This window comes from Vibrio sp. VB16 (assembly GCF_015594925.2).
GTDB lineage: Bacteria > Pseudomonadota > Gammaproteobacteria > Enterobacterales > Vibrionaceae > Vibrio.
Genome location: NZ_CP087590.1, coordinates 2,848,895 through 2,872,987, shown reverse-complemented (window position 1 = coordinate 2,872,987; position 24,093 = coordinate 2,848,895). Strand labels below are relative to the sequence as shown.

Annotated in this window: 18 protein-coding genes; 8 read left to right on the top strand and 10 right to left on the bottom strand. The window is 42.0% G+C overall.

The window, feature by feature from the left end; all coding sequences use genetic code 11:
- Window positions 1-10: 10 nt before the first annotated feature.
- From IUZ65_RS13110 to IUZ65_RS13090, 5 genes are all read right to left on the bottom strand, one after another.
- The gene (locus tag IUZ65_RS13110; RefSeq protein WP_195704141.1) at window positions 11-1,363 is read right to left on the bottom strand and encodes a GntP family permease; all 1,353 of its coding nucleotides are present in this window, start codon (window positions 1,361-1,363) and stop codon (window positions 11-13) included.
- 151 nt (window positions 1,364-1,514) lie between these two features.
- The gene (locus IUZ65_RS13105; protein WP_195704140.1) at window positions 1,515-2,660 is read right to left on the bottom strand and encodes a sugar diacid recognition domain-containing protein; all 1,146 of its coding nucleotides are present in this window, start codon (window positions 2,658-2,660) and stop codon (window positions 1,515-1,517) included.
- Window positions 2,661-2,782: 122 nt separating this feature from the next.
- Window positions 2,783-3,814 carry a 2,3,4,5-tetrahydropyridine-2,6-dicarboxylate N-succinyltransferase gene (gene dapD / locus IUZ65_RS13100; protein ID WP_195704139.1) on the bottom strand — a complete coding sequence of 344 codons (1,032 nt, stop codon included), beginning with the start codon at window positions 3,812-3,814 and terminating at the stop codon, window positions 2,783-2,785.
- 270 nt (window positions 3,815-4,084) lie between these two features.
- Window positions 4,085-4,378, bottom strand: coding sequence for a YebG family protein (locus IUZ65_RS13095; protein ID WP_195704138.1), 294 nt, complete (start codon window positions 4,376-4,378; stop codon window positions 4,085-4,087).
- Window positions 4,379-4,501: 123 nt separating this feature from the next.
- Window positions 4,502-5,254 (bottom strand): amino acid ABC transporter permease, encoded by a 753-nt coding sequence (locus tag IUZ65_RS13090; protein WP_195704137.1) that lies wholly within the window; start codon window positions 5,252-5,254, stop codon window positions 4,502-4,504.
- A gap of 115 nt (window positions 5,255-5,369) precedes the next feature.
- Here IUZ65_RS13090 and IUZ65_RS13085 point away from each other — a divergent pair, with 115 nt between their 5' ends.
- A complete protein-coding gene (locus IUZ65_RS13085) occupies window positions 5,370-6,113 on the top strand; it encodes a transporter substrate-binding domain-containing protein (protein ID WP_229638176.1) in 744 nt (247 codons plus the stop codon).
- Window positions 6,114-6,155: 42 nt separating this feature from the next.
- On the opposite strand, the gene IUZ65_RS13080 is transcribed toward IUZ65_RS13085, so the two are convergent.
- Window positions 6,156-7,379 (bottom strand): HlyD family secretion protein, encoded by a 1,224-nt coding sequence (locus tag IUZ65_RS13080; RefSeq protein ID WP_195704135.1) that lies wholly within the window; start codon window positions 7,377-7,379, stop codon window positions 6,156-6,158.
- Window positions 7,376-7,702, bottom strand: a complete 327-nt coding sequence (locus IUZ65_RS13075; protein ID WP_195704134.1) for an MFS transporter — start codon at window positions 7,700-7,702, stop codon at window positions 7,376-7,378. Before IUZ65_RS13075 ends, IUZ65_RS13080 begins: the two co-directional genes overlap by 4 nt.
- Window positions 7,703-7,834: 132 nt before the next feature.
- Here IUZ65_RS13075 and IUZ65_RS13070 point away from each other — a divergent pair, with 132 nt between their 5' ends.
- Window positions 7,835-8,833, top strand: coding sequence for an AraC family transcriptional regulator (locus IUZ65_RS13070; RefSeq protein WP_231363588.1), 999 nt, complete (start codon window positions 7,835-7,837; stop codon window positions 8,831-8,833).
- Between the two features lie 102 nt (window positions 8,834-8,935).
- Complete coding sequence (locus tag IUZ65_RS13065; protein ID WP_195704133.1) at window positions 8,936-10,249, top strand: sensor domain-containing diguanylate cyclase; 1,314 nt, start codon at window positions 8,936-8,938, stop codon at window positions 10,247-10,249.
- On the opposite strand, the gene IUZ65_RS13060 is transcribed toward IUZ65_RS13065, so the two are convergent.
- Window positions 10,246-11,142: a LysR substrate-binding domain-containing protein gene (locus tag IUZ65_RS13060; protein ID WP_195704132.1), complete on the bottom strand. Its 897-nt coding sequence runs from the start codon at window positions 11,140-11,142 to the stop codon at window positions 10,246-10,248. The two genes, IUZ65_RS13065 and IUZ65_RS13060, sit on opposite strands and share 4 nt — an antisense overlap.
- A gap of 205 nt (window positions 11,143-11,347) precedes the next feature.
- Between IUZ65_RS13060 and recC the strand changes: the two genes are divergently transcribed.
- From recC to recD, 3 genes are all read left to right on the top strand, one after another.
- A complete protein-coding gene (recC, locus tag IUZ65_RS13055; RefSeq protein ID WP_195704131.1) occupies window positions 11,348-14,800 on the top strand; it encodes an exodeoxyribonuclease V subunit gamma in 3,453 nt (1,150 codons plus the stop codon).
- A gap of 186 nt (window positions 14,801-14,986) precedes the next feature.
- The gene (gene recB / locus IUZ65_RS13050) at window positions 14,987-18,616 is read left to right on the top strand and encodes an exodeoxyribonuclease V subunit beta (RefSeq protein ID WP_229638057.1); all 3,630 of its coding nucleotides are present in this window, start codon (window positions 14,987-14,989) and stop codon (window positions 18,614-18,616) included.
- Window positions 18,606-20,540, top strand: coding sequence for an exodeoxyribonuclease V subunit alpha (gene recD, locus IUZ65_RS13045; RefSeq protein ID WP_195704130.1), 1,935 nt, complete (start codon window positions 18,606-18,608; stop codon window positions 20,538-20,540). Before recB ends, recD begins: the two co-directional genes overlap by 11 nt.
- Window positions 20,541-20,599: 59 nt before the next feature.
- Here the strand turns inward: recD and IUZ65_RS13040 are convergent, their stop codons facing one another.
- On the bottom strand, window positions 20,600-20,788 hold the full coding sequence (locus IUZ65_RS13040) for a hypothetical protein (protein ID WP_229638056.1): 189 nt from the start codon (window positions 20,786-20,788) through the stop codon (window positions 20,600-20,602).
- A gap of 172 nt (window positions 20,789-20,960) precedes the next feature.
- Entirely contained in the window at window positions 20,961-22,301 is a 1,341-nt protein-coding gene (argA, locus tag IUZ65_RS13035) for an amino-acid N-acetyltransferase (protein WP_195704129.1), read from the bottom strand.
- A gap of 159 nt (window positions 22,302-22,460) precedes the next feature.
- Between argA and IUZ65_RS13030 the strand changes: the two genes are divergently transcribed.
- Together IUZ65_RS13030 and mltA are read left to right on the top strand one after the other, a co-directional pair.
- A complete protein-coding gene (locus tag IUZ65_RS13030; protein WP_195704128.1) occupies window positions 22,461-22,892 on the top strand; it encodes a DUF2850 domain-containing protein in 432 nt (143 codons plus the stop codon).
- A 44-nt stretch (window positions 22,893-22,936) separates the two neighbouring features.
- On the top strand, window positions 22,937-24,064 hold the full coding sequence (gene mltA / locus IUZ65_RS13025) for a murein transglycosylase A (RefSeq protein WP_195705112.1): 1,128 nt from the start codon (window positions 22,937-22,939) through the stop codon (window positions 24,062-24,064).
- The last annotated feature ends 29 nt before the right edge of the window (window positions 24,065-24,093 follow it).

Below are 24,093 nucleotides of genomic sequence, written 5' to 3'. Positions count from 1 at the left end.
AGATGATGGTTTAGAGCAGCACTAAGCTAAGGATATAAACGAGCGTCATAGCGGTTATACCTTGTACTAACGTTGCCATTGTTTGTGCTCTATAAGCTAACCCGACACTCATGCGACTAAACTGAGATACGACCCAGAAGAAGCTATCATTAGCATGAGAAACGGTCATTGCTCCAGCACCAATTGCCATTACCGTCAATACTCGTCCCATTTCAGAGTCTAAGCCAAGTTGAGACAACATTGGTGCAACTAGTGCTGAAGTTGTTACAAGCGCTACGGTAGAGGAACCTTGAGCCGATTTGAGCGCTGCTGCGACTATAAATGGCATGAATATACCGACACCTAATGCAGAAAGCGTTGCACCTAAGTACTCACCTAACGGCGTTGCTTTAAGAACTGCGCCAAAAGCGCCACCTGCACCTGTAATTAACAGTATCGGTGCTGCTGCGGTAATACCTTGGCTAATACGTTCACTAAATTCAGCAATTTTGTTTTCCGTTTTTAGTAAGCGTACAGATAAGAACAGACCAATAACTAATGCAGTAAGTGGTTGCCCGAAAAATGCGAATGTTTCAAATACAAATCCGTTGCCTAAAGGGCTGCTCGGAAATTTTGCAATTGAACCAAAACAGATAAGTAAAATCGGAACAAAAATTGGAGCGAAGGCTTGATTAGCGGTTGGTAGTTCACCATAGGAAGCTTTTAGTGCTTTCCAGTCCTGCTGTTCTTCATACTGTTCATCAACAAGATCGGGTTCTACATCCTTAAAACGGTTTGCCCAAAGCATTCCTGCGATTGCAGCTGTAGCAGCGACAAAAATACCAATACCGATGACTAGGCCAAGGTTCGATTCTAAGCCGAGATTACCTGCTGCTGCGATAGGTCCGGGTGTTGGCGGGACGAAAGTATGCGTAGCATATAAACCAGTGGCAAGAGCAACACTCATCGCTACGCTTGAGGTTTTAAGGCGTTTTGATAACGACTCTTTTAGTGAGTTCAATATAACAAAACCTGAATCACAAAATACAGGCACAGAGACAATGTACCCGATGATGCTCATCGTAAGCGTAGGATAACGTTCGCCAAGTACCTTTATTACTGAGTCTGCCATGGTAATCGCAGCGCCACTTTTTTCTAAAATAATACCAATGATAGTACCTAATACGATGACTAAACCGATATATCCTAGTATTCCTCCAAAACCACCTGCGATCGTTTTAGCGATGCTATTAGCGGGAAGGCCATAAGCAAAAGCAGCAAGGAAAGCGGCGACGATTAAGGCCAAAAAGGGGTGTAGTTTAAATTTGGTGGTGGCTAAAACAATAAATGTGATGACACCGAGTAGGATAAGAATTAGACCCATGTTTAACTCCGTTTATTTAGTAATTATTATTTATTGATGCCAGAAATGATTTCTGGTTAGAGAGTATTATCAACAGTTAGGGTAGGAAATACTTTAGGCGATAAACCAAAATAAGAGAGAGTTTTAGGTAGCTTATTGTGCATCCGAACAATTATGTCTGGTTTTTAGAGATCTGGTTCGCAATGTATAACTCGACGAGACCTGAAAACTTATGCGGGGAAATAGTCGTGATTTTTTCTATTTTGTCTAAGCGGTAGCGTAGAGTATTTCTGTGGATGAACAGAGATTCAGCGCACTCTTTTAGGTTGCCTTGGTGTTCAAAAAGAGCATGCAACGTTTTGGTCAATTGACCAGACTTATCTTCTTTTAGTAATCGGTAATAGGGTTCGCATAATTGCTTACCTTGCCAAGAATCACTTAATGGCGAGAGCAGTACGGGCAACCGTGCATCTTCAAATAGATATTTATTATTGTTAGGCAGGTGCAATTGTCCATACGCCATTACTTGTAAGGCGCTTTTGAATGAAGTGAACAAGTTTTCGGGGCCAGGAAAATATTTACCTAAGGCGATGTTTATGTTGAAGATACCATTTTGTTCTAATCGTTCAATAAGTTGATCAATTCTGTGGCTTTCCTTTTTACTGAATACCTGCCCACTACCATCAACATAAGGTTTAAGAACCACAACTTCATTGAGTGATAATACCGCAACGAGGTTGTCTCGCTCTGGGTATTCAAGTAATTCAACAACTTGACGAATAGTGCTTTGACTGACGGAGGTGTTAGATCGATTAAAGCAAATGACAGCGGCGACTCTAGGCTTAGATAAATCAATATCAAGTCGAGATGCCCAGTTTTGAAGTTCAACGATCGACAGTTTATTGTTTATCCACGCGGTTATAAACTCTTCTTTATGTCTTCTGTCCCATTGCAGTTGTTCAATTAACCTTGCTTGTTCGACAATCATTTCTGCCGTCATTTTTACCAATGCAGCGTAGTTACGAATGGTGTCAGGATCACCGGTTATGCCAACCACGCCGATGATTTCTCCTTCCGCTACCAACAGTAGGTTAATACCTGGTTTCACACCTTTTAAGCTGGAGGCATCTGAGAGACTCACTTCCACGGTATCGCCATGCTTAATTGCGAGCAACGCACCATCATGCAGTTTGCCTAAACGTTTGGTATCACCGCTTGCGATAATCGTCCCGGCATGGTTCATCACATTGATATTATTACCAATAATATCCATGGTTCGATTTACAATCTGTTGCGCTAGCTGGTGGTCGAGAAACATGACGATGAGACACTTAAAAATCTAATGATGATGGCAATGATAGTAGCGCGTAAAACAGAAAAGAAAAAGGGCTGGTAGTTCAGCCCTTTAAGTCATTTAGTATTCCAAATAATCATGGATGATTAGTTATTGCTGTGTAGTTCGCTGTTTAGTTCAACGGCTGATTTGTTTGTGAGGCACTCAATCTGGCCCGTTACAGAGTTGCGGCGGAACAATAGATCAGACTTACCTGCTAGTTCTCTGGCTTTCACTACTTCGACTTCTTGACCTTGTGAGTCAAGCATAAGAACCTTAGAGCCAGCCGTAACGTAAAGGCCAGATTCTACTGTGCAACGGGAGCCTAGAGGGAAACCAAGGCCAGAGTTAGCACCTAGTAAGCTACTTTCGCCAATAGAAACGACCACTGAACCACCGCCAGAAAGAGTCCCCATAATAGACGCACCACCACCAATGTCAGAACCATTACCGACCAAAACACCCGCCGAAATACGACCCTCAACCATGCTTACGCCACTGGTACCCGCATTAAAGTTAATGAAACCTTCATGCATAACCGTTGTGCCTTCGCCAACGTGAGCACCAAGGCGTACTCGTGAAGTATCCGCGATTCGGATACCTGCAGGAACAACGTAATCCACCATTTTAGGGAATTTGTCTACGCAATCGACACTGATAACCTCGCCTGCTAGGCGAGCGTCTATTTGACGTTCAGTTAACTCAGGTAGATCGATAGGGCCTTTGTTCGTCCACGCAATGTTATGCAGAAGACCAAAGATACCGTCCAATATTGTGCCATGAGGTTTTACAAGACGGTTAGAGATAAGTTGAAGCTTTAAGAAACCTTCCGCGACCGATTGCGGTTTCTCATCTGACGCTAGGATAACGAGAACAAGCGGCTGCTCTGAGTTTACGGCTTTCTCTGCAAATGAGGCGTTTTCTACATCAGCGTTTGCTGCAAATGCTGTTGCAATCTCACCGCTTAGTTGATTAGAAATTTCGATGGATTGGTTGCCACCCTGATAACCACTCACCTGACCCAAAGCAGAAACCAGAGCGTCGCTTGGATTTAAGATAGGGTTAGGGAAGAATGCTTCAATTATTTTACCGTCACGGTTTTTTGTCGCGGTACCAAATGCGAGAGAAAAGTTAGCCATTTGTGCGTATCTCCAAAAATGTATTGTCTGATTGTAATGAATGAGAAAGAGTTCACTTAAATAGAAACCAATTTTTCTCGTGATGCGTTAAGCAGAATAGAATTATCGTTCACTATGGGGTCATCATAATGAGAGCGAACAATAGATGAAAGGGGAAAACAGGAGAAAGTCTGTAAATTGATACGCCTTGTCTTTTTGGCGATATATTTCTTTAAAAAGAAAACTAGAGAACAAAAAAAAGCGCAGTTTAATTACTACGCTTAGATGCTTTTACGCCGCGTCTTCTTGCGGGTCTTCAACAGCTTCTACTTTTTTTGGCTTTTTAGGGACGGGTTTGCGTTTCGCACCTAAAGCATAAAGCAGTTCTTCTTTGTTTTGAGCCAAAAATAGTGATAGCTCTTCTTGCTTCGATTCATCTTCAAGAAGCTTACTCTTACCAATAAGCTCAAAGAGCTCATCAGCCGTATCTAACATTTTGTCGTAAGCGTCAGCTTCAGCCTTAGAGGTAAAAGTCATCTTTTCTTCTCCGTTGCGCTCCACCACGTACTTGACGATTACAGCCATGGTTATTCCTCAAACATCGTTAAAATATCTACTGTGTGTTTATACAGTTTATTGTTAGGTAAGTCCACTGTGATCTCTGTTTATGAGAAGTGAAAATAACAAAATAATTGGATGACACTAAACCTAATGATGTGGGATTTCGAGTTTTTTCTCAAGTATTCTAACGCCTTGAGAGACAATTAATATTAAGACAAGATATTCGATGACTAAGACGCTGTATATTTCTAGGGGTAAATATTCGTTGACGACAAGTTCGTTCGCTTTTCTTGTCAGGTCATTTAGACCGATGACGCTCACTAATGATGACATCTTCAAAATATACACAAACTGATTACCCAATGGCGGTAGCATTTGTCGGATAGCTTGAGGAAGGATCACTAATCGCATTTTTTGCCAATAAGTAAGCCCTAAAGATTCTGCTGATTCATGCTGACCTAACGATACGGATTGAATACCGCCACGAAATACTTCCGCAAGGAATGCACTTTCTGCGATAGAGAGTGCGATAACTCCAGCCCAAAAGTGATTGAGGCTAACATCTAATAGTGTCGGCATTCCGTAATAGACCCAAAGCAGTAGCACCAATACGGGTATGGAACGAATAATCTCGACGTAGACTCTGTTAATAATACGGAGTAAACGAGAATCTGATAGCGAAAGAAAAGCAATGAGCAGCCCTATAATCATTGCTAAGCCCATGCTGATCAAGGATATATTGATCGTCTCGTAAAATCCTGACACTAAAAATCCAAGGTTAGCCGCCCCTTGTTCGGTATTTGGGTTGAGTACATACCAACCCCATTCATAATCACTGCATCCAGTGAGTAAAGATAGGGACAAAATAAGAATTAGATATGGCTTATGAAAAAACGGCATGGTCACTTTTCTAGAAATTCTTCTCGTAAGTGCTATGTTAACAAGTACTGCACGGTTATGGACAAATTAAATAGGAATAACAATGAATAAATGGATCTTACTAATTCTCACCACAATGCTAAGTATTGGCAACGCATCGGCAGAGACAAGCCGTCTGAAAGAAATTTTGAATTCTGGAGTGCTTAAAGTAGGAACGACAGGCGACTGGAACCCTATGACAGTCAAAGATCCAGCAACGAATAGCTACAAAGGATTTGATATTGATATCACCACAGAACTGGCGAAGGATCTGGGCGTAAAAGTGGAATATGTCGCGGCAGATTGGAAAACGCTGGTTAATGGTATCACTGCAAACAAATATGATATTACGGGCAGTGCGTCATTAAACATGTCTCGGGCGAAAGTCGCGGGGTATAGTCAGCCCTATTTTTATTTGGCTTTTGTTCCCGTTGTTCAAAAGAAATCGTTAGACAAATTTAATGACTGGAGTGATATAAATAAAGCGGGTGTTAAGGTAGCCGCGACCCTAGGCACCGTTCAGGAAAAAATGGTTAAAGATTTTTTTCCGAATGCAGAACATATTGTCATTGAAGCACCAGCTCGCGACTTTCAAGAATTACTTGCTCGCCGTGCAGACGTATCAGTAACGTCAAACGTTGAAGCAGCAACATTGGTAAAACGCTTTAAGCAATTGGCTATTGTTCCTGTCAAAGATGCGCGAAAACCGACCCCTATTTCGATGCTTTTACCTCAAGATGACCAGGTGTGGATTAACTATATTAATCACTGGGTAGAGCTTAAGAAAACCCAAGGCTTCTTCGATGAGACAGCCAAAAAGTGGGGGTTGAAAAGTTTGTAGTTTTATAAATAAAAAATCCCCGGCTTAAACCGGGGAGTTTTATTAGATACTATAAAAATAGTAAACCTGTGACTTCATTCTAATGATGATTCCACGAATAATATCTAGAAAAGAAAGGAAGGTAATTGGCTTTTCAGCACTTACCCATGCCAATCCTACCGAACCAACTGGAATATCATAACCTTCTGGTTCTTCAATCTTTAGCCTTACAAAGTGATGCTTATTTTGTAGGTTTTTCCCCGTTGTTGCGCGAACCGAGTCGTCAAAACCGGTTAGTGAGCCTTGTGATTCTCCGGTCGCTTCTACAATGCCTTCCACTTCAGCTGAAAATACTTTCCCCGGGTAGACGGCTGATGCAAACTCTGCAGTTTGCCCTGCTTTTACATTGCGAATAGCTTGGTGGTTCACTCGCATAAGCACATATTTTTCATCGGTATACATTTGTAAACGAGGCATGGTTGAGACGCGTTGCCCTTCACGTAGAATAAAGTTTGTTACAAAGCCGTCTGTTGGCGCTTTCACAATCGTACTATCTAGATCCCATTGAGCCTTGGCCACCGCTTGTTTTGCTGAAGAGATATCATTCTGGCGACTTGTCACGTTGAGCTCAGCTTTGTCAATGTTGAGTTTTGCCTTCTCGACATCAAGTCTTATAGAAACGAGTTGTGACTTCTGAGTTGAAACCTTCTGTTTTGATAGCTCTAAAGCGGTCGCCTGTTTATCGATGTCACTTTCTGTAATCGTGTGATTCACCGCTTTGTTTTGTTCCACATATCGCTTAAGTGTTTTCTCTTGAAGTTTCTGGTCGGCCTGCGCTGCTGCAATCTGAGACAGCGCCGTTTCAATTTCTTGTAGGCTCGCAGTGTGATTTGCTTCGGCAATGACGACCTCTTGTAGCGCGGTATTCAATGCTGACTCTGTGGTGGTTTGTTGAACCTCTGCTTGATTCAGTGCAATGATAAAAGAGGTGTCATCGATCTCATAAATTAGCTGATCTTTTTCAATCTTCTGATTAGGACTAATGTGAATCTTGGTGGTCTTGCCCTTTACATTAAGCGAATCAGGACGTAGTTGAATATGGGGTGCCTGCACCACAGAACCGCCGGATAGGTCCATTGGAGCGTAATTAATAAGCCCGACCCAGACAAACATTAACCACATCACACCGCCAAGATAGGAGAATACTTTTGAATAGCTATTCCACGGCATACCCACCAATCTGAGTAGGTAAATAAAGAGTGCCCAAATGGCTAAACCTTCAATCATGATTCAATTTCCTCTTTATCTGTGTGAGCGGGAGAGTGTTTCCATGTGTCTCTTAAATTTATGACTGCTTTTTCGATATCAACAAAAGCGATGATTACGGCAATAACCCATACCCAATGCCAGATAAATCCAATCCAAGTGAGTGCGGTAATCAGTCCAATTTGTTGGTGGTTTCGGCTATGAGCTTTATTAATCGGCATCTCGTGGAAGCGCCAAAAACCATATATAGCCGCAGCCACGCTAGCGATTAGCACTATCCCTGCAACAACATGTAGTGCGGTATCGGCTCCCGTACCCACAAAGGGGACACTTAATAAACTCATCTCGATTCCTCATTAAAAACTGATGGTTCCATAATGAATGACATCAGAGTCATTAGTTTGGAAAATAACAAATTTGTTTAATATTGAGCTATTATTGATTAGATCTGTTATTCGTGTTTTGGGGTGATACAAGTGCAAAATCGTTATTTTTCGCGGGTTATGATGCAATTAGGTTTGTACCGCAAAGCAATTGAAACCTATGGGCAATCTGTCAATGAGTTGAATCTACCAGATAAAGTATTTGCTGAACCAATGAATCTAATTCCAGTTGCAGAAGTGAGTCTATGGTATTTGGAACTAGAAAAATTAACCAATGACCCTGATTTTGTTATAAAAATGATTAAGAATGAAAAGATCGACAAAATGGGGCCGATCAGCCATTGGATCTTTTCTGGCAGCGATTTGGCTACGACTATTCGTAGAATAAATACGGGAATAAGCTGTTTGCAATCAGGTGCCTTTTTGGCGGGGGAAAAGGTGGGTCCGCTGTTAAAGTGGGTTTATGAAAACCCTTCGATAGACGCAAAGGCAAAAACCCATGACAGTGTGCGGATTGCCGTCTTTATGACAAAGGTTCTGCGCCGTTATTTAGGCACAGGTTTTAATCCTATACGAGTTATGCTTCCGGGATCCGGTCGAAACCTCGGTATATATCAAGACTTCTTTCAATGTGATATTGGTTGGAATCATAGCAAGGCGGAGATTTGGTTTAATGATAATGAGAGGTTTACGCGTTCTCACGTTAATGTATCGGCTAAGGTGCCCTTAGCGATGAGTTTTGCAGACTTGGATGATCTTCTGAACATGCCTGATCCTGCCGATGAGATAAAGGTTATTTACGAGACAATTAATTACTCCCGTCATTTAGGGGTACCTAGTGTCGATAATGTGTCTAGATTAATGGGCTTGTCGAAGCAGCAGTTCAGTCGACGATTGCATTCTTTAGGTATTAATTTCACCACAATATCCAGTTATGTGCTGAGTAATCTAGCGGTTAATTTATTTATTCGAGGGTATTCGATCGAGCAGGTCTCAGCGAGCCTCGGCTATACTCATGTTGCGAGTTTTAGCCGTATGTTTAAAAATAACAGAGGCCTTACCCCCATTCAATTTTTAGATAGGCAGCATTAGTTAGACCTCACCACGCTTTTAGGCTTAAAAATGGCAACGATTCTTGATTAAAACAGGGGTAAGCATATAACCTTTGATAAGAAGTCGGTGGAAGGAGAACGCATGAAGCTAAAGAAGTGTCATGGGAACAAAAATCAAAATATTGTAAGTCATTGTCTACTTGATGACCTTGCGGATGCTATCTACCTTATCGAACCTGAAACCTCCAATGTACTGTACGTAAATCAAACGGGTTGTGATTCTCATGGAATGACTCGTGATGAAGTGCTTTATCAATCCGTAATGAGCTTGCAAGAAGATGTCATTAATCAACCACAATGGACAGAAATCGCGGAAGTTATATCTCAGTCTGAAGACCCCTATTTATTTCTTGGTCGTCATAAACGCAAGGATGGCAGTGTCTTTCCAGTTGAAGTAAGAACGAGCAATATTCACCGTGATGGTAAACATCTTTTTCTTTCTATCGCACGCGATATCACTACTCGAGTAATGATAGATGAAGAACTAAAAGGCCATCAGCACAGTTTATGGTATGCATTGAATGACGCGACTGATGGGATTTGGGAATGGAATATTCAAACCGATGAGATATACGTTAGCCCAAAGTTAAAACAGATGAGAGGGTATGGCCCTCAAGAGCCTATTTCTGATGTGAACTTCTGGAAGGAAGGGATACACCCCGATGACCTTGAGCAGGTATTTGCTTTATTGAATGAACACCTTAAAGGTAACTTGGATAAGTTTGAAGCTAGGTACCGTCTGAAAACTCGAGCTGGACACTATATTTGGGTGCAGGATAAAGGGAAAGTGAGTGAGTATGGACAGAACGGTGAACCATTGGTCGCTGTGGGTATGGTGCAGAACATAACGGAACAGGTAAAATTGCAACAACGTCTGGAAAATCAAGCCTCTACAGATGAATTGACAGGTGCTTTTAATCGTCGAGTCTGCAGAGAAAATATTGAAAATAGAATTATTGAATCAAAGAAGAAGTGCAGCGAATTCTCTATTGCTCTGTTAGATATTGATCACTTTAAATTGATTAATGATGAGTTTGGACACTCAGCTGGCGATATGGTGTTGAAAGCATTGGTAGAAAGGATAGACCGATTTTTGGGTAAAAAAGGTATTCTATACCGTTGGGGAGGGGAAGAATTTCTAATATTTTTCCCATCGCTAGATAGCCTTGAAGCACTAAATAAGCTTGAATTCTTGAGAGAAGAAATAGCGAAATCTACAGGTGTTCTACCACTTAGTGTGGATAATGAGCTAACGGTCAGTGTCGGTATCGCCAGTTATCCCCACCATGGGACTACGTTAGGGAAATTAGTACAAAGTGCCGACATAGCAATGTATACGGCAAAGGCAAAAGGACGGAATCGAATAGAAATATCAACGAAGGATGGATCTCGCTAGTCTATTTTTATTCCCTGATAGTGTAGGCAAAACGCTATAAACTTCTGAACCAAAGGGCTTTGGTATTTATCGTTGTGTACGATAAGCCAATAGTCTCGCTTTGTGGTTAAAGGAAAGTCTAAACAGACGACTCGACCATCTTTAATGGCTGATTGAATGGAAAGCTGAGAAAGACATGCTAAACCAAGATTTGCTGATGCTGCATTGATTATCGCTTCGGTAGTATTGAGTTCAAAAGATTCCTTCCAATGCGTTAAATTTGTGGCTAAATGTTTGATGAAATACTCTCGGGTACCAGACCCCGGCTCTCGAAGTAACCAGGCCTGTTTCTCCAGTTCTTGCAGTGTAATGCCTCGATGCTTTGCCAAAGGGTGTGTGGGGGATGCAACCACCACCATATTGTCAAAAAACCACGGGGTAGCCTTAATGTTGCTTTGCTTTAACTCGCCTTCAATTAATCCGATGTCCAATTCGAAATCGATAAGTTTCTGACCGACCTGTTCCGTATTGGCAATGACGAGTGTTTGATTAAAGTGATTGTACTTTTCTCTGAAACGACTGAGTAACAAAGGAACCACTTGATTCCCAACGGTGTTACTTGCGCCAATGTGTAAGTGACCGATTAGCGTATTATTCGAGACAAAAAGCTGCTCTATATCGTTGGCTCGACTGATAAGTTCGTCAGCTAAAGGTAGCAATAACTGACCTTGTTGATTGAGAACCAAACGGTTATTCACTCGATCAAACAGAGTATGGCCTAGCTGTCTTTCTAACTCGCCTAAAGAGAGACTTACCGCAGCTTTCGATAAACAAAGCGACCCTGAGGCAGCAGAGAGAGTCTTATGCTGGGTTATCGCAATAAACACATTGAGTTGCTTTAGAGATATGTTCATAATTTCTTAAATAGAAAGGGTAAAAGGTTAAGAATTTTTAAACTATAATATGCGTGTGGATAATTCGCTATCTATTAATCTATCTTATTGATTGCCAATGACAAGGCTTTGACTTGAAGTGTTATCTTGAGGTTACTTGGCAATGGTAGTTATGCTAATCTGATTCAAGCGTTATCTAACTGCCTTAATGGATAGAGGACCTTCCTTGTTTACCGTTTATCACTCTAATCAAATCGATGTGCTTAAGTCTCTCCTTGCGGAGCTAATACGAGCGAACCCGTTGGACACCCCGTTCGATACGGAGCAGATCTTGGTGCAGAGCCCTGGGATGTCTCAGTGGCTCAAGATCGAATTAGCAAAAGAGCTTGGCGTCGCAGCAAATATTGAATTCCCATTGCCTGCAACGTTTATCTGGAACATGTTTGTTCAGGTGTTAGATGACGTTCCGGTTAAGAGTGCGTTTAATAAAGAGTCGATGACTTGGAAGTTGATGCATATATTACCCAAGTTGTTGGACAGCCCTGATTTCATTCAGTTGAGAAGTTATTTGGTTAACGATGATGATCAGTCCAAACTCTACCAGTTAGCGGAAAAAATCGCCGATATCTTTGACGGCTATTTGGTTTACCGACCCGAATGGATAGCGATGTGGGAACAAGATAAAGAGGTGCTGGAACTGAATGGTGAACAGCCATGGCAGAAAATTTTGTGGCAAGCACTGTATGATCATACCGTCGTCTTGGATCAATCTCCCTACCACAGAGCCAACCTTTATGAGCATTTCATAGAGACACTAGAGCAGTATACGGGCCGCTTGGCGTCTATGCCCAAGCGCTTATTTGTCTTTGGTATCTCTTCTATTCCACCACGTTATATGGATGCATTGGCCGCATTGGGCCAACATATGGATGTACACCTGATGTTTACTAACCCCAGTCGTTACTATTGGGGAGAGGTAAGAGATCGTAAATATCTAGCAAGGTTAGCGATGAAAAATCGTCAACATATCGAGTGGAAAGACAGTCCCGAATCGCCAAATTCTTATGAGCTTTCAGGAGAGTCAGCACAACTGAAGCAACCGATTGATGACGATGAACTCGATACGCTTCACACCGAGGTTATCGGAAACGGTTTACTGGCATCATTGGGTAAACTGGGTCGAGACAATATGTTTCTGCTGTCTCAACTTTCGTCCAATGAAATAGAAGCCTTTGTTGAGGTTAATCGAGATAATCTACTGCATCAAATTCAGGCGGATATCTTAAACCTTGAAGAGAGACAAGATGATCAAAACCTCTATTCTAGTCACCATAAAAACCAGATAAATAACACGGATAACTCTGTATCACTGCATGCTTGTCATAGTCCAATGCGAGAAGTGGAAGTGCTGCACGATCGATTGCTTGAGATGTTTGAAGAAAATCCGGAACTGAAACCACGAGATATTATCGTTATGGTGGCGGATATTAATGCTTATAGTGCGGCAATTCAGGCTGTTTTTGGTAATGCACCGGGCAAACGCTACATCCCATTTTCAATTTCTGATAGGAGTGCCTCTCAAGAGAGCCCAATCCTGAATGCTTTTATCCGTTTGTTAACACTACCAGATAGCCGGTGCAGTGCGTCTGAGGTTCTTGAATTACTCGAGACACCAGAAATTCTTTGTCGATTCTCTTTAAGTGATAATGAATTTGAGAAAGGTAAACGTTGGGTAGAGGAAACCGGTATTCGATGGGGGCTTGATAGTACGACTGGATCCGAGTTTAACCTCCCAGATACCAAGCAAAATACCTGGTTGTTTGGCATTCAACGTATGCTACTGGGCTACGCGATGCATGAAAGCATCAATGTTTATGAAACCTCAACTCAATCTATTGCGCCATATAATGAAGTACAAGGAATGGACGCGGAAATAGCCGGAAAATTCGCCCATTTTATTGATCGTATTACCTCCTACCGTTGTGAACTCGCTCAGGCTCAATCAATAGGGGATTGGCAAGCACTGCTTTACCGTCTAATCGATGATTTTTTCTTAGTAGAATTAGAAGGCGAGGTAGCACTAAAATCTATTCGTGATGCGTTGCAACAACTGGCGACACAACTCTCCGACGCCAACTATTTGCAATCCCTTTCACCCACTATTTTGGTGGATTATTTACAATCCAAACTCTCGGCTTCACGTGTCAGCCAGCGCTTCCTTGCTGGGCAAGTTAATTTTTGCACGTTGATGCCTATGCGTTCCATTCCATTCGAAGTCGTTTGCCTTCTAGGTATGAATGATGGTGTTTATCCTCGTGCAATGCCACAGGACGGGTTAGATTTGATGAATAAACGGGCGAAGGCGGGTGACCGATCTCGGCGTGATGATGATAGGTATCTGTTTTTGGAAGCATTGTTGTCGGCACAAAGTAAGCTCTATATAAGCTATGTTGGACGTTCAATTCAGGATAATAGTGAGCGTTCTCCTTCAATCCTTGTTTCTGAACTTCTAGATTATTGCGGACAAAACTTCTGTTTAGTTGGAGAAGAAAAGACAAACAGCGATGACTCTGCCCACTCGTTAATAAGTAACTTAACGGTACATTACCCTATGGTTCCTTTTAATGAGAAAGCATTTGGTATTGAATATCAAAGCTATGCTAGCGAATGGCTTGCTTCGGCCAAAAGAGACGGGCATAAGGCGGAACCATTCATACAACCTTTACCCGACTACCGTGATATTGCCGAACAACCAGAGCACCTTCCATTGGCTGAGTTGCAACGTTTTTGGCGGTTACCTGTTCAGTACTTTTTTAATCGTCGACTCAAGGTGTTCTTTGAAGAGTTTGGCCGAGCCACAGAAGATGACGAACCTTTTCTGCTTAATAACCTGCAGAGCTTCAACTTGAGAGATGAACTCTTACATTCATTGCTTAAAGCAAAACTAGACAATCAAGATGAAAATACGGTTTATCAGAACTTTGTTCAACAACAGCGGGCGAAAGGTGGCCTGCCAGTTGGTGCATTTGGTGAATTGGAACTGAGTGTTAATCGAGAAAAGACAGACAAATTGGTGGATGAATTATTGTTCCTTTGCCAAGCACCACTCGGTGATATAGAAGTCGATCTGCAGATAGAACTGGATGACTGGAAGGAACCTATCAACCTTAACGGTTGGATATCGGGTAACTATCAATCCGGGTTAGTTCGTTATCGGAGCGGTAGAATTCGTAGTCAGGATCTACTTCTAGCTTGGATAGATCACCTCTGTTTGGCAGTAGTAGGAGAGCATAAAAAAACACACCTAATTGGTTTTAATGACAAATCGGGGCTAGAACATAAAGTCATTCTTCCTGTCGACAAACAGCAAGCTAAATTATGGCTAGTTGAACTGGTGCAATACTATTTTAATGGCCTAAATCAACCGTTAGCGTATTTTCCTAAAACAGCGTTAATCGGTATGGAAAGGCTGGTTTTAGGGAAAGAAGACGGTGATGTCAAAATGGCGAACACGTTTAACGATGGTTATCAGTTTAGTGGTGAAGGCAGCAACCGATATATTAATCGAGTATGGCCAGAATGGAGTGAATCACTGTACCAACAGGTTTCTGTACTTGCCAGTGATGTGTTATTAAGTGTACTGAAACAGACACAAGATAGTGAAAATGTAGATGTATAAAAATCATGAAAGGGAAAAGAATGTAGGGTGGCCGTCCGCAAATCATTATTATTTGTAGGGCGTTTACAGTACGGCCACAATGGCCAGAGGGACCATAAATTCTTTGAACAGATATTAACCGTAAACCATACGCTTAACCGTGATTGTGATCGCGCTAATTGTAACTGATAACCGAGAAATCGAACTATGCCGCAAACCTTAAACACGATGAGCTTCCCATTACATGGAGCAAGGTTAATTGAAGCCTCTGCAGGTACAGGTAAAACCTTTACCATCTCCGGTTTGTACCTGCGATTGCTTTTAGGGCATGGTGATCAGGAGAGCCGTCATACTTCGCCATTAACCGTGGACCAAATATTAGTGGTTACTTTTACGGAAGCGGCGACGGCAGAGTTGAGAGAACGCATTCGAAGTAAGATTCATGACGCAAGAATTGCATTCCTAAGAGGCGAGAGTAACGATCCGGTCATAAAGTTATTGCTCGAGCAACTCACTGATACTAAACAGGTGATATCGGTATTACTCAATGCCGAGCGTCAAATGGACGAAGCGGCAATTTTCACTATTCATGGATTTTGTCAACGAATGTTAACGCAAAATGCATTTGAATCTGGCAGTCGTTTCAACAATGAATTCATCACGGATGAAAGTAAACTAAAAGCCCAAGTGGTTGCTGATTATTGGCGCCGAAATTTTTATTCTCTTTCGCTGAATCTCGCTAATGAAGTGCGCACCATTTGGCGCGAACCAGAGTTACTTCTTAAGGATATTTCTACCCAATTAACTGGCGTTCCTGTCACTCTTACTGTGGAAGCGATGGAAGATACGTTGGAAGCGCTTCACCTTAAAAACCTTGCTCTGATAGAGTCGCTTAAAGCGTTCTGGAAAGAAAGTGTTGAAGATATTCCTCAAATAATAACTGACTCTGATGTAAGTAAGCGCTCATTCACTAAAAAGAATTTGCCTGCCTGGATTAACGAGATTTCTCAATGGGCAGAAAACCCAACAGAAGGGTATCAGTACCCAGATAAGCTAGAGAAATTCACTCAGGAATTTTTGATAGAAAAAACACCGGATAATAAAGTCATTCCAGATCATCCTCTTTTTGCTCACGTGAGTCGGTTTATTGCGAACAAACCCAGTATTAAAGAACCGCTTTTGGCGCACGCAATTCAGGTGTGTAGAGGCAACTTGCAACAGATAAAGCAAGAGAGGCACTGGCTCTCATTTGATGATCTCTTAACCAACCTTTCTGCTGCCATTGACTCGGATGAACAAGGAAGTCTTATAGCAAGGATACGTTCTCTTTTTCCCGTCGCGATGATTGATGAATTCCAAGATACCGACCCATTGCAGTACAGTATTTTCAGCCGTATCTACCTTTCTAATCCAGAATCTGGCTTACTAATGATAGGGGACCCCAAACAAGCGATTTATGGCTTTCGGGGTGCAGATATTTTTACCTATATTCGAGCAAGAAATGAGGTGGTGGATCACTACACGTTGGATATCAATTGGCGCTCTAGTGCGGATATGGTTAATGCGACTAATGGGGTCTTTACCCAAGCTGCTTCGCCCTTTGTGTATGATAATGACATCCCTTTCCACCGTGTTAACCCAAGCCCAGATGCAGAAAATCGTAGCTGGTGGTTAGATGGGGTTAAACAGAAAGCACTGACCTATTGGTTACAAGAAACAGACGAACCAATGGCAAAAACCGACTACACAAACAGCATGGCCGTGGGAACCGCAGAAAAAATTAGTCAGATATTGCAAAGCAGTGATGAGGCCTATTTTGTGGACTCAAAAGGGCAGAGAAAGCCAATACAAGCCGGTAATATTGCGGTTTTGGTAAGAACGGGAGGAGAAGGTCAACTCGTTCGACAAGAGTTAGCGAAAAAAGGAGTGGCGAGTGTCTATCTCTCTAATAGAGATAGCGTATTTAAGAGTGCGATGGCGAGCGCCATACTGCGTTTACTACAAGCAGTGCTTTACCCAGAGGATGAGCGAATTTTACGAGCGGCATTGGCTTCTGATGTACTCATGAAAAGCAGCCGAGCACTTGATAATCTAAATGAAAATGAGATCGAGTTAGAAGCGAAAATTAACGCATTCAAAGCATTTCGAGTCGTTTGGCAGCAACGAGGTGTTATGCCGATGCTTCGAGCGATAATGTCGGCAGAAGGGATTGGTGAAAATCTATTAGCGCAGGAGTTTGGAGAGCGATTAATTACCGATTTTCTGCATCTAGCGGAGTTATTGCAGCAAGCAAGTTTAACGTTAGATAGTGATCATGCTTTGGTTCGTTGGTTTGCTGAGTCAATTCAAGACACTCAGCAGGGTGGTTCAGCGGGTGATGAACAGATTCAAAGGTTAGAGTCGGAAAGAAATCTAGTACAGATTGTTACTATCCATAAATCGAAAGGGTTGGAATATGATTTGGTCTTTTTGCCGTTTGCTTCAGCGTATAGAGAATCGAAAAACGGTCAATATTACGATGAAGAGCTCGAAACCACCTTCCTAGATATTACACTGCAGTCCACGTCAGTTGCCTTATCAGATAAAGAACGTTTAGCGGAAGATTTACGTCTTTTATATGTGGCGATTACTCGCGCCGTTTATGGCTGTTTTGTTGGTATTGCCCCGTTGAGGAAAGGTCGTTCTAGAAAAGATCCAACTGGTGCACACTTAAGTGCCGTTGGGTACCTTCTTCAGAATGGAGAGGAGAGTTCCACTGCTGAGTTTGAAAGTACCGCTCACGGCCAAGTAGCAAAGCATCAAGATCTCATGGCTATCAGCCACATTCCAGAAATGATGGACAATAAAACACAGGTAAATTTAGCAGAACAGATAGAGCTTTTTGATCATAGCGACCTAAAAGAACACAATGATCTAAATGCTCGTGTTATGTATAGAGATATCGACAAAAGTTGGCGAGTCACTAGTTACTCTGGGCTCGTTAAACAAGGGCACAGCAAAATCGATACTAGTGCCCAATTTGAGATCGAGACTCAATCGACGGGTCTCGATATTGATTCAGCGGAAGATAAAGATGAGTTGCCGTTAGATGAGCCCGAAGCCACGATTTTTAGCTTTCCGCGAGGCGCCAGACCTGGGACATTCTTACACACCATTTTTGAAGAAATTGATTTTACATTACCTGCGACCAGTGATGAGACCAGTAAGATAGTATCTGAACTGTTGCAAGTAGAGCAGTATGAAGAGAAATGGTTACCTATCTTACAAGGCATGATAGACACAGTATTGTCGGCCCGGTTAGACGGTATGGCGCTACAACTTTGCGATAAAGACAGCTCAGAAAAGCTCGTTGAAATGGAATTTTTATTGCCAATTCAACACCTTTCTTCAGTGTTGTTTAATGACTTAAGTAAACAATATGATCAACTATCCCAGAAAACGGACGAGTTAGGGTTTAGTGATGTGCAGGGGATGTTGAAAGGGTTTATCGATCTCGTGTTTGTTCACGAAGGTAAATACTATATTTTAGATTGGAAGTCTAATCATCTTGGGGATGAAACCGCGTCTTATCAAGAAGAAGCACTGCAACAAGCGATGATCGATCATCGATATGATTTCCAGTATCAAATCTATGCACTCGCCCTGCACCGATTTTTGCGTAATCGAATTGCCGATTACCAGTATGAGAAACACTTTGGTGGGGTTTACTACCTATTTCTGAGAGGCGTTGATGACAGCGGAAATGGTATTTTCTATAGCAAACCAGACGCTGAGTTTCTAGACCGGTTTGACAGCTTGATCGATGGTAAGCAAGTAGAGGTTGAAAATGCTAAGTAATCTGGAGTTATTAAGCGCAAAAAACAGTATTAGACAGCTGGATGTTCAGTTTGCACGGTTTATCCATTCGATAGAGACGCAATACGCTGATGAAGTGGCTTTTATATCCGGTATTGTTAGCCATGAACTGTCTAAAGGCCATATATGTATCAAGATAAGTGAACTAGATTTTATAGAGATGTTAGGGCTTTATGGTCACGCTTCAGAGTCATTCATGTCAAATGTCGACGAGGTAGACTGGCAAGCAGTTTTAACCGATGCGTCTTGTGTCGGTGATGATATTAACAATAAAAATCAACCGCTTATATTTGATGGTCAGAGACTCTACTTACAGCGATATTGGTACTATGAACAGTTTATTGCGACCAAGCTAAATGCCTTGGCAGAGCCAATATCATTTTCAGATCAGGAGAGCGATACCCTATCTAAAAAACTCATTGAACTTTTCCCGGATGCCGAATTGCAGTCCAATGAAATTAACTGGCAAAAAGTGGCGGTTGCGGTCGCTTTAAGCCGTCGGCTTTCCGTTATTTCTGGGGGACCGGGAACGGGAAAAACGACAACAGTGGTGAAATTACTTTCGGCTCTGATTGAACACGGTATTCAAAAAGACAATATCCCGAAGATAAAATTAGTGGCTCCAACGGGTAAAGCGGCCGCACGCTTAACTGAATCGATAAGTGGTGCCATTAAAACGTTAGCAATTAATAGTGAAACCAAATTACTGATACCGAACAACGCGAGTACCATTCATCGGTTATTAGGTGCGATACCGAATCGAGCTGAGTTTAGACACAATAAGAGCAATCCATTGCATCTCGATCTTCTGGTTGTGGATGAAGCATCCATGGTCGACCTTCCATTGATGGCGAAGCTTCTCGAAGCATTGCCAGAGCATGCACGACTCGTATTACTAGGTGACAAAGACCAACTTGCTTCTGTAGAGGCCGGTGCGGTACTCGGGGACATCTGTTCGTTTCTAGATTACGGCTATAGCGATGTACAAGCTAAGTTACTCTCGCGATTAACGGGTATCGAGGAAAGCGAACTGTCACCACATAAACAAAGAACAGAATCTGTTCGTATTTCAGATAGCTTATGTATGCTCAAAAAAAGCTATCGGTTTGATGAAAGTTCGGGTATTGGTGTCTTGGCCAAAGCGATAAATACGGCGGATGTTCCAAAGGTAAAGGCGACATTACAGCACGGATATCAAGACATAAAATATGATCCGTTAACGACAGAAAGCTATCAGGAAATGATCGCTTTTCTCGTAGAGGAATATACCGACTATCTTAATTGTGTTCAAAACGCGGCGGGAATTGAATCTGATTTAATAGAATCATACGCCCTCGAGGCGCTTTCTCTGTTCTCAAACTGTCGACTGCTCTGCGCTATTCGAGAAGGGGATTTTGGGCTATCGGGATTAAATCAACACATAGAGAAAGCATTGAATAGCGCTCGAATTATCCAAAGTCGTCATGATCTTTGGTATATGGGACGTCCTGTGATGATCACTCGGAATGACCATGCCCTGGGGTTGTTCAACGGTGATATAGGTATCACAATGCTGGTTTCTGAAAAAGATGAATCCGGAGAATTGCATCGCTATTTAAAGGTTTACTTTGAGCTGCCCGATGGGCGCGTAAAAGCCGTGTTACCGAGTAGGATACCAGAACACGATACCGCTTATGCGATGACAATTCATAAATCACAAGGCAGTGAGTTCCCTACGACCGTGATGATCTTACCCAGAACGTATTCACCAATATTAACAAAAGAGCTTATCTATACTGGTGTAACGCGGGCAAAAAATAGGTTATTTATTGTTGCAGATAATGCGGTGTTATTAAAAGGGATAAGGAGAAAAACGCAAAGGTTAAGCGGGTTGCAGCAAAGACTTAAATTCTTTGAGTTTAGGTAAAAATAAAGACTAAGTATGAACTTAGCCTTTATTTTTTAGAGAGATGTAAAACTTCTTGTCTAAACTCTCTCAGAAACGGTTTCCGAAAAGGAGACATGTTGAATGCTGTGTCGTCTCTGACAATGCATAATCATTGTCTTAACACTATCGTTCGCAGGGAAAACGCAGTGTACATTTAGTCCGTTCAGAAAATTATTTTCGGCCATGTCTAAAAAACTCTGAACCGAATTACAAATGATAGTTTTCATAAAAAGTGCTCATCAGAATGATCCTTCAATTTTCAAATATTTATATTAGTCTAGAAAACTGAATCCTTGAGCCAACTGGACCCGCGCATATTAACAGTCAAACAATCAAATGCAAGCGGTTATCGATGGTCTGTTTTGAGCTTATTAATAAACTATTGATTTGTAAATACATTCAATAGACGTCCAAAATTAATATTTTTGATTTTCTTTGGAAGTTATAAAGATTCTGCTTACCCATTGGAAGTTCCGATACTTCCACCTCTTGAAAACCTTGCTCTCTAAACCAATGAAGACTGTGCGTAGTGAGTACGAATATTTTTTCTATACCAACATTACGTGAGTATTGTTTCATCTGGTTCAGTAGATCGAGTCCGCGGTTGCCATCTCTATAATCTGGATGTATTGCAACACAAGCCATTTCGGCCATTTCCTCTTCTAGATATGGATAAAGAGCGGCACAACCAATGACCAATCCATCTTTTTCAATCAATGTAAATTGATGTATCTCTTGTTCCAACTGCTCTCTAGAGCGACGGACAAGGATACCCTGTTCTTCTAATGGCCTGATTAGCCCAAGAATACCACCGATATCGTCGATATTCGCTCTTCTCACCTGTTCTGCACTGGCCATAACAACCTGTGTACCGATACCATCGAGCGAGAAAAGCTCCTGAATAAGTGCTCCGTCTACGTTGTAGCTAATTAAGTGGCTTCTTCTAACGCCAGCTCGGCATGCCGAAATTGAGCCCCTAAGAAAACGAAGTGTTCCCGAGCTATTGTCGGTCGTAAGATCGCTATCTGATTCTAAAGTATGCAGAATACTTTCAGCGTGGTTTGGAAAGAGCTCTGCAATGACGTCGCCATTATTATCGACAATGCCTTGTTCAGAACAAAAACCGATAAGTTTATCCGCTCTGAGTCGTATCGCAACCTGAGTAGCGACCTCTTCCGAAAGTAAATTGAAACACTCTCCAGTGACGGAACTCGCGACGGGACCAACTAATACAATCGACCCTTGATCCAGCACTTGATTGATCGCTTCAGTATCGACACGACGAACCTTACCACTATGGCTATAGTCAACCCCATCATCGATGCCGAGTGGTTGGGCGATGACGAAATTTCCGCTCACGACATTGAGTTGTGTACCGGCCATTGGTGTATTATTTAGGCTCATCGACAATCTAGCGGTGATCGTAAGTTGTAATTGCCCCGAGGCCTGCATAACTAAGTTTAGCGTGGAAGAATCAGTAACCCGAACTCCTTTGTGGTAAGGGGTCACCCCTTTTTGCGACTCAAGTATTCTGTTTATTTGAGGCCTTGCTCCATGGACGAGAACAATCTTCACGCCAAGGCTATGAAGTAGAGCAATATCGCTGATAATATTAGTGAAATTGGGTGCATCAACAGCCTCTCCACCGAGCATGATGACCATTGTTTTGCCTCTGTGGGCATTCACATAAGGAGTTGATTGTCTAAATCCTTTAACTAATGCGGTGTTGCGAATCTTCATAGTGGAATACTGTTGAATTATTATATGATTATAATGAATTAAAATTCATGACTGGGCAAATGTTTTTTCTGACTAAAGTGAAATTGGGTTTATCTGTTCTCCCTTTAGCAGCTCTTATAGTTTAGTATTTGGTATCGGATAGAGTATGAAACGAAAAGTATGGCAAATTCAGCAAGCAGTAAATTGATCAAAAAACAGATCAGGGTGAAACGAGCCGTTATTATCGTTGTTTCGCTTTTATTGATTTTTATCATTGGGTTATCAAGTGTTTTAGTTGCGCATTATCTTGATGATACGCGTTCAAAAACACTAATTTATGGAGTATGGGAAGAACAGAATGTACCTTCATTTGCCCAAGATAGGTTCGAAGTTCGTGAGGAAGCGATTTATATTGAAGAACGCATTGTGGATACGCATTTTACCTTTGATGGTTCAACGCTTGTTTATGAGTTTGAAGGCAAGAAATTTGAATATATTGTGCTAGACGACAATGTCACCGAACTTCAAAGAATCGCCCCTCTTCATTACGAGTCCGTTTTTCACGTGCGTGGGAAATACAAACCAAACGAAGAAGAGTCTAGCTATGACTAGATTTTCTTACAATATGGATATTATCAGTGTTATCAAGCTATAAAATATTAAAAAATAAGAGGATATTCGTCCCTCTTACTTGTCTTTCAGTTTTGGTTGGCTGCAGTCAGTCCACGAGTTTGGCACAGCAATATAACGGTGATAGTTTTGATACGGACCTGAATCAGGTTGCCACTATTGATTCGAATAAACCGAGAGATTTTTCCAAGTTTTCGATGCAGGCTGAACAAGTTATCGATAACTCACCATCTATGGCGAAACGCTATCAAGCACTTTATGAGCAATTGAATACATGGGTAGTACAAAGTGGTGAACCGACTGAACTCGCCAGTTTTGGGATTCAAACTGCGCAGTTAGGTGGTGGTGACAAAAAAGGAAATGTGTTGTTTACAGGCTATTTCTCTCCCGTAATGGAGCTCCGACATCAAATCGATGAGACCTATAAATACCCTGTTTATGGCCTACCTGATTGTAGTGAAGATTGTCCGACACGAACTCAGATTTATAACGGTGCGCTAGAAGGCCTCGGATTAGAGTTGGGGTATGCCGCCAATATGATTGATCCATTCATAATGGAGGTGCAAGGCAGTGGTTTTGTTCATTATGAAGACGATGGGAGCCTGCAGTACTTCGGCTATGCTGGGAAAAATAATAAAGAATATGTGAGTATTGGCCGTCTTTTGATTGAATCGGGTGATGTTGCTAGAGAAGATATGTCTTTGAAAGCGATAAAGGATTGGGTGTTGAGTAATGATGAGCAAGCCGTTCAACAATTGCTTGAACAGAATCCATCCTTTGTTTTCTTTTCACCACGCAATGATTCTTCGGTAAGAGGGTCAGCAGGCATTCCATTATTACCAATGGCATCGGTTGCGGGTGATAGAACGTTATTTCCTATGGGGACGCCTATTTTAGCTGAGGTTCCTCTATTGAATGCAGATGGGACTTGGAGTGGGGCGCATGCGTTGCGGCTACTTATTGTTTTGGATACCGGTGGAGCCGTTAAACAAAATCACCTCGACCTTTACCATGGTATGGGACCAAGAGCAGGAACCGATGCTGGTCAATACAAACACTTTGGTCGGGTATGGAAATTAGGGCTAGCAGAGACCTCTACATCGTCACCTTGGATCTCATCAAGTGATTTGGAGTTAAGCTTCCCGAAAGAATAGTGAAACAGTCAGGTTTATTCAGTAAACTT